Annotated in this window: 3 protein-coding genes; all 3 read right to left on the bottom strand. The window is 36.9% G+C overall.

The genetic code is table 11. From position 1 onward, the window contains the following. On the bottom strand, positions 1-643 hold a 643-nt coding region (locus RYM16_RS08510; RefSeq protein ID WP_314983329.1), incomplete at its 3' end, for a hypothetical protein. A gap of 49 nt (positions 644-692) precedes the next feature. Next, the gene (queF, locus tag RYM16_RS08505) at positions 693-1,190 is read right to left on the bottom strand and encodes a preQ(1) synthase (protein ID WP_314983328.1); all 498 of its coding nucleotides are present in this window, start codon (positions 1,188-1,190) and stop codon (positions 693-695) included. Between the two features lie 193 nt (positions 1,191-1,383). Then, positions 1,384-8,064, bottom strand: a complete 6,681-nt coding sequence (locus RYM16_RS08500) for a hemagglutinin repeat-containing protein (RefSeq protein ID WP_314983327.1) — start codon at positions 8,062-8,064, stop codon at positions 1,384-1,386. Positions 8,065-8,091: the final 27 nt, after the last annotated feature.

The following is an 8,091-nucleotide window of genomic DNA, read 5'->3' as shown; positions in this document are numbered from 1 at the left end:
ACGCTACATGGCCCCATAAGAAGCCCGCCAGTACATAGGAAATAATATAAGGATCAAGAATCACATGTGTCGCTAGTTCATTATTGGTGTGCATAATGCGGTTGATAACGGGTGAAACTAGTACATTCACTAGCATAGCAAGTACCTTGAACCACACAACGCAGACAATATATGTCCACATACTCCGCTTGGTCATCCACAGCATGTATAGGTGTCCTATTATACTTGCCCCCAGCGAGCCCTTCTCGTTTTCCATGTATCGCTCCATCCAAGATGGCGGCGCCTTGCCCTCCTCTACTTGGCTGTAGTAGAAGGATAGATTTCTTTCACCATGGGCTACATCGACAAGCCCCAAAACTTGGAATAACACAAGCAAAAATAAGACAGCTACAACGACTTGGAAACTTTCACTAAAGAAAACATCCATAAAATCAACACCGAGATGGCCTATGTTCTTAAGATTGCCATATATATCGTAAAAGGCTAGATATATAGCATTTGTTAGGAATAGGTCCATAACAAATAGGAGCAACACAAAGATAATATAGCTGTTCCAGCGTGTCCATTTATTTTGTGATTCTATATAGGTATTCGTCCCTACCATAATCGATGCAGGGTGTATAGACAAAGTCACACCGATCATAAAAAACATTATGAACGATGTGCCCATTGTTAAATATTCATATGCCATATTAACGGTATGCTACGCGCTCAGGCTGGATATCGTGGAAATGAAGGCGCTCTTTTGCCGTCTTCTCCCACTCTGTACCAGGCTTGCCATAGTTTGCGTATGGATCGATAGACAAACCACCGCGTGGCGTAAACTTACCCCATACCTCGATGTACTTAGGATCCATCAACTTGATAAGGTCTTTCATGATGATATTGATGCAATCCTCATGGAAATCCCCATGGTTACGGAAACTAAATAGATACAATTTCAAAGACTTGGACTCCACCATTTTCTTATGTGGTACATAAGAAATATAGATTGTGGCAAAGTCTGGTTGACCTGTCATAGGACACAAACTAGTGAACTCAGGACAATTAAACTTAACGAAGTAATCATTATCTGGGTGCTTATTATCAAACGCCTCTAATACCTGTGGTGCATAATCAGTTAGGTAATCGGTCTTGTGACCTAACATCGTTACCCCTTGTAACTCTTTTTCAGATCTGCCGGATGCCATAAGGAACCTCTTTCTATATCTTCTAGAACTCTATAATTAAATATATTGAATAATTCATGTAACACTTAATTATAGCATATAAGGAATTAACTAAAGCACTACATTCTCATGCAATTCATCAAAGGTAAAAGCATATTCTTCTACACGCACAAACTCTTCCCAATCATTTCTCGGCAAAAGGGACAATGCACTACTATTTAGGCTCTATTTTTTCATCTTTATTGATTTTACTGTTTTCACCTTCATCTTTTAAATAGTCTATTCCTTTTAATACATTGCTCGTAATTTTTAGTTCACCGGTCCCATAGAATCCCCTACGAGCCCTAGAAATAGCACCACCAGCAGTAACTGCAGTAGCTTCAAGCTTTTCTTCACTACCATATTTTACCTTATAACCGATTCCCGCAGTACCTCTACCTTCTACAGCAATAAGGTCATTACCTAATTTAAAATTACCTTCCAATTCTAGAGCACTAAATTTCCCTTCCCCTGAAAATGTTATACTACCAGGTTTTTTTCCAGCATCAATTTTAGCCGTAGTATTAACATTACTTACAGTTCCCTCAGCAGTAAAAAGCCCTTCTCTAACATATGCTATATGCTCCTTACCAGTATTTAAAATATACTCGGTATTAATATGAACGCCATCCATAGGTTTTAAAATATCACCTTCTAGATTCAAACCTGGGGTCTTTCTCTCCTCTTGTATTCTACCAGTAAGTTTACCCTCAAGTACATTACCAGCTCTTTGAAGCGCATATGTTTCTCCTAATGAATCAAGATTCATTCCAGCCACAGTTGTTGTAGCTTCCCTATTTGTAGCATAAGCCTTACCACCATATAAAACATAGCGACTCGTCATATATGGAGGATTTTCTGGGTACACAGGGACTTCTTGATCAGCTAATGCATCACCGAACTTATCCTCTGTATATTGAGCTGGGTAAGTTGTATAGTAAAATTCTACAGGATTTTTACCAACTATCGCATAGTTATGCCCTCCCATAGTCACAACATGTGCGCCCGCTTCAGCTAATCTATCTCCTTCATTATCATAAACTTTAGGTCGACTTCTCTCATTTTGTTCTGCATAGTACCCATTACTGCCACTGTTTTTCTCTAAATATAAATTATCTAAATTATCTCGCCAATCATTAGAGGCCGGTCTATTATTTCTAGCTTCCATGAAGCTTACTCCAGATTTACTGCTAATAATTTTAGCACTTTGAAATGCCTTTTGATCTTCAAATTCAGCTATAACATCATCACCTTGACTATAAATATATTTATTTAAAATATTATACATTACATCAGAAAATGATGTATCCATTCCATCTGTTAATACATCAGGATCAGTTTGCTTTAATACTGAATAAACTCCATCTATAGATAAATAATTACTAGTTTTATAGATATGATTATGATAATGTTGAAAATCCATCAAACTATCATAATATGCTAGTTTTTTGATTAATATTGATTGATTATTCTTAAATGCAACAAGGTCATTAACAAAATTAACCTGATCTCCATGTGTCAACCAGTTATTGGTAGTTGCAGATAAAGCAATACCACTCTCAGTAGAACCTAAAGATTTACCTACAATAGTACTAAACCATTTATGTATATTTCCATCTCTATGCTTATCTAATACTTTATTTAAATATTCATTCCCTGCACCAATTGCTAATCCATTCAAAGAATTTCCACCAGATAGATTAGAAACAAATGCACCAAAAGCACCATGTAATGCAACTTTATATGCACCACCCTCACTCCAATTCTTAGCTTCTTTTTCATATCTAGCTTTCATAACAGCATCAGTTTCTGTCTGTGCTTTTAGCTCGTATTTTATCTTTTGAGCAAATGCTAAATCCCCAATAAGTTTAAAGCCTTCATCAGAGACAGCGTTAACGTATTCCATACGTTCTTTTACATCAGCCTTATCAAATATAGGTTTTATACTATTGAGTGCATGTTCAGTATCTCTGTTAATAGTAGTAAGAGGTTTACGCTCTACTTCTACCAATATAGTATCACTAATAGCAGATTTTGTGGTAGATTGGGCCTTATCTGATACTGGAATAGAAACTACCGGAGATAGCCCTAATGGGTTGATTTTACCGAGAATACCTTTTGCTGTCAATCCAGACGTATTCATGGCTATACCAGATTTTTTAGCCTTATAAGACGCTTCATTATGAAGGTCTTCCATAACTAGAGACTTTGTAGACATCTTATTTTTTTCAGGTGTAGCCTTACTAGTTATAGTAGCACCTTTTAATGTTGTCGTATTGCCAACAGTAATATTCACACCATTATTACCTGCATGAATACCAGATTGATCTGTAACACTTTTATAAGTACTATCAATATTGCCTTTTACATTAACACCATTAATCGTAGGTTGAGATATAAAGTTTGCGCCAGAGATAGAAATACCCTTGTTCTTAGATGTTTCATGATAGATTCGACTGTCTTGTAAACTTTCTACAGTCAGATTATTACCTACTTTCGCCGTTACACCTTGCCCAGAAACAGTAGACCCAGTAAGGTTCGTATTACTGCCACTTTCAATAGATACGTTATTAGTACCTACAACATGTGTCCCTGTATGAGTAGTAGTATCTTCTATGCCATTTTCTGACCCTTTATAAGCGGAAGCCGACCATCCTACTAGCCCACCAGTTCTCATACCAATATTCGCAGAAACATTCCAGCCACTAGACTTACTATTTGTTTCAACACGTTGTGTATTTGAACCTGCCTCTAAGTTGATAGTATTGGAAGCAGCTAATTGTACATTTTTCCCTTTGATTTGCTCGCCAATTGCAGTAATATTACCTTTAATTGAATCTGCACTATTAGCATGAATCAAAACAGTTCCATCAGAGTCAATAGTCCCACTAGAATACGTATGACGTTCTAACTTCGACTCAGCTACACTTTTACTAGATCCAATACCTATTTGTACATTAATTGCTCTATCTATGGCTCTATCAGTAGCCTTATCAACCATACCTTTATTTTCTTCCAAATCACTTCGTTTTTTCATTAGCAGTTCTTGCTTAGATTTAAGCTCTGCTAACTTAGCTGTGTCTGTTTCTGCTGTATTAACTATATCAGTATTAACTCGCTCCAATTGCGATTCAATGGTTCTCATTTGACCATTATAACTTCTATCAACAATTCGCTTTGCTTCGCCAATGGCAGAAAGCAATCTATCGCTCGATTGTTTACCTTCTAATAATTTAAAATGATTATTTTTCCTATTAGATGCACTATGTTGTTTTTTGACAGCACTATCTAATTTTTCAACAACACTGCCACCTAAACTTACCGTTAAACCAGAGGACTTTTGCTCATGACGCTCCTCTTGTTTATACACGTCATCTTTACCATCTAATAGTATATCTTGACCTACAATGATAACACCATCTTTGCCTACCGCATTTGTAGTAGTCAAATGAACTGTATCACCAGCTTGTACCGTAACCTTACCATCAGTAGATCCTAAAGTAGTGACTTTATGAGTAGTTTCATCGATATAATAGTTATCTTTAGATTGTTTTTTACCAATCATGATACCCATGCCAGCACCCATAATACCAGATTTTTTTACATCTTTAGATGCGGTACTTAGCGTATGCTCTGCTACTGCATCAGTTATTACATTATGACCTGCTAATACGGATGTTCCTGCAGTACTCACCACATTAGAGGATGTAAGTGTCACATCATTATTAGCACCAACCACTACCGTATGACCACTAAGTGTACTCATTAATGCATGTTTAGCTTCATCATTCGTTTTGATTTTAGTTTCTTTTTTATTAAGAAGACCTTTTTCTTTATATTTTAACGCAAATGCATCCTTAGATTCACTATAACCATTTTCGATGGATACGTCATGTTCACCAATTACTTTTACCGCCCCAGAATCACTGCTAACGGTCAAATTACGAGCCTTAATATCACGTTTAGCACCAATAGATATATCTCCACCAGCTTCGATTGTCGTTCCTAGCTCAGTTTGACGATAGGTTCGCAAATAATTATCACCATCTTTAGTCATATCTTTTTTGGCTGTAAGAGTGTCTGTAGTACTATTAATATCACGTCCAGCTGTAATAGTGATAGCACCTTCTTTACCCAATGCCTCTATAGTTGCACCACCTAGGTTTACATCATTGCCAGCAGAGACAATCATAACGCCTGTATCGCCAGTTACAGCAATACCTGCTGTTTTATGTAAAACATCTTGGTTTGTTAAATGTTCAATAGAATTGTAAAAAGTGATATTCTTTTTTGCTTGTAATTCTACAGCATCACGCCCTACAACTTGACCTTGTTGGTAAATAGTTCTATCCGATTGCAAACCAACTTTGTCTGCATTAATATGACCGCTATTAATAATATCTTGATTAGATGCAAGAACTACTGTTTTACCTTGAATCACACCTTCATTACGAATACTTTCCTTTGCATTCATAACTAATGTATTAGCACTCATTAAGGTTCCATCAGTATGCAACTGCAATCTATCACTTTGTTTAAGGTATACTTTAGGATAGATTACCTCAACAGGTTTACCCTCTACCATAACAACATCTTTTACAAGCCAAATCATATCGCTAGTTAAACTAGCTACTTGTTCTGCTGTCAGCGCTACACCTGGAACAATTCCATGTTGCTTAGCATAGGCAATGCCGGCATCCATGAGCGCTTTAAATTGACTTTCATCATCTGTATACCCATCAAGGAATCTATACCCTGTTCCAGATACAATCTGCTGTCTAACTAAGGTCTGCTCATACAAACCATCACCTAGTCGTTTTTCAATATTTTCAGGCTTTGTTTTCATCTCTCGATACATATAATCGGAGGATAAAAAAGCTTTTTTATTCGTAAATTGCGGATCTGTTTCAACTACATAGTCAGCAGTGCTTTCAGGATGTATTCTATACAAAGATTCTGTAGGCAATGCCAAAATATTAGTTCCTGCAGATGGTTTAGATGCATTATTACTACTATCTTGTGCAAATGGATTTAAGAAGTCTTGTACCTCTTTACGGTGATTAGCCCCTACTTCGCCTTTTGCCTTACCATTTTTGTCTTCTTTCTTAGCCACCCCAAGTGACATTGGATTTTCTTTACTCACTTGTGGAGTCATAAACACTTGCCCCTTATAACCTCGGCGCCAAGATTTATGTGGCCATCTTCTTTTATAAGTATACGTAGCTTCTGTAGTGCCAAATGTATTAGTCACTTCTTGATCTTCTTTTGCAACTTGATTAATAGCACCTGTAGTAGCTAACGTACCGCCTACAACCATTTGACTATTTTCATTAGTACCAGTGCCAGTGAATGACATATCTCCGCCAAAGCGTACTACACCTGGTGTACTATTTTTTACTTCTTCATGAGAAGTCATAGTCTTAGTTCGAATTATAGTATAATCATTAATTTTTTCATTAGCCACACCAGAGATTTTTTGGTTATGCAATTGAGCCTTTGCATTATGAACTTTAATTTTATCATTCAACGTTGTCAAAATAGGTTTAAATTGTGCATCCCAGGCCTCTTGTTCAGGGCCGGCTGTTTGAGGACGCTCTGTCGTCATAGATGTAATGCCAAATTCCTTAAAAATTGGATCATCATAAGCATATGACGGTACTTGTGTACCAATATATTCTGCCGGAATTGGTTCTTCGCCAGCCGCCTGCTCTTCAGGTGTAATTTGTTCTACAGTAACATATTCTGCAGCTTCATAAATTGGCATAGGTGATGATTTTCCATGATCATGATAGGCACCATAGCCACTATTTAAAGAACTAAACTCAGACTTTTTAAAAGCTTGACCACGCTCACTATGGTTTTTATCTGTAATCAAGATTTGATCTTCTTGCTCTGTAAGCATAGCATCATTACTTGCCCCAGAAAGACCTTTTTCAATTTCAGGACTAACTCGTTTTGCGGTAAAGGAAGAGTTCTTATTTTGATAGTCTTTACTTCGAATGACACCTTTTCCTAACCCCTCAATAGTACTACCAATATTGTGCAAGGTATCACGACCATCCAATGTCATAGTACCACTACTATATATAAGAGATTTTTCTCTATTCAAGATAGAATCTGCCTCAATAGTTACATCTTCTCGACCTGCTATAGTACTTCCTTTATGAGCAGATAATTCCTCTTGTACTAACTTAACAGCTTTAAGTTTTTCATCATATACTTTAGATAGTTCTTTGATTTGGTTCATATATTCATCTTGTTCAGTTTTTGATGTAAAAGCTGTAGTATCTACAGCATAGGCTGCTTCAAGATTATCTTCTGCAGCCTTCATATCTGCCATAGCAGCATCTAATTTAGATTCTAACGCTACATTCTTACGATTTTCGAGTACCTTAGTTTGTATCGCTACTTTTCCACCATAAATGCGACCATTCTCTGTATTATGGACTTCTTTACTATTAATTGTTGTAGTACCACCAGATACAATCACTGCATCAGTATTACGAACAGTACCTGCCTCAATAGACAAGGAACCATTACCGGTCAGAGCGCCTTGAGTATTAGCACCAGCGGCTATTGTATTATTGTTAGTTAAGGTTTCTTCTACCTTAACATGTCCATTTTTAGCGGATGTAATATGCCCTGTATTAGTTAACTCTTTTGTTTCTAAACCCAAGTCTCCACCAGAAGCAATTGTCTTTGTATTCTGTATAGAGTTTGCCTTAGCCACAAGACTTGTATCGGATTGAAGCGTACCATTAACAGATAGATGACCATTAGCATCTACTGAAACAGATTGAGTCCCTGCAACTACGCCATTAAGATTAACACCTACACCAGCTTCGGTGCCAACCATAGTAATATGATTTGCATACATCCCACC

Origin of the sequence: uncultured Veillonella sp. (assembly GCF_963524655.1) — a bacterium.
Classification (GTDB): Bacteria; Bacillota; Negativicutes; order Veillonellales; family Veillonellaceae; genus Veillonella.
Note: the sequence above shows the minus strand (reverse complement) of the source record. Positions and strands in the feature narration are given on the sequence as shown.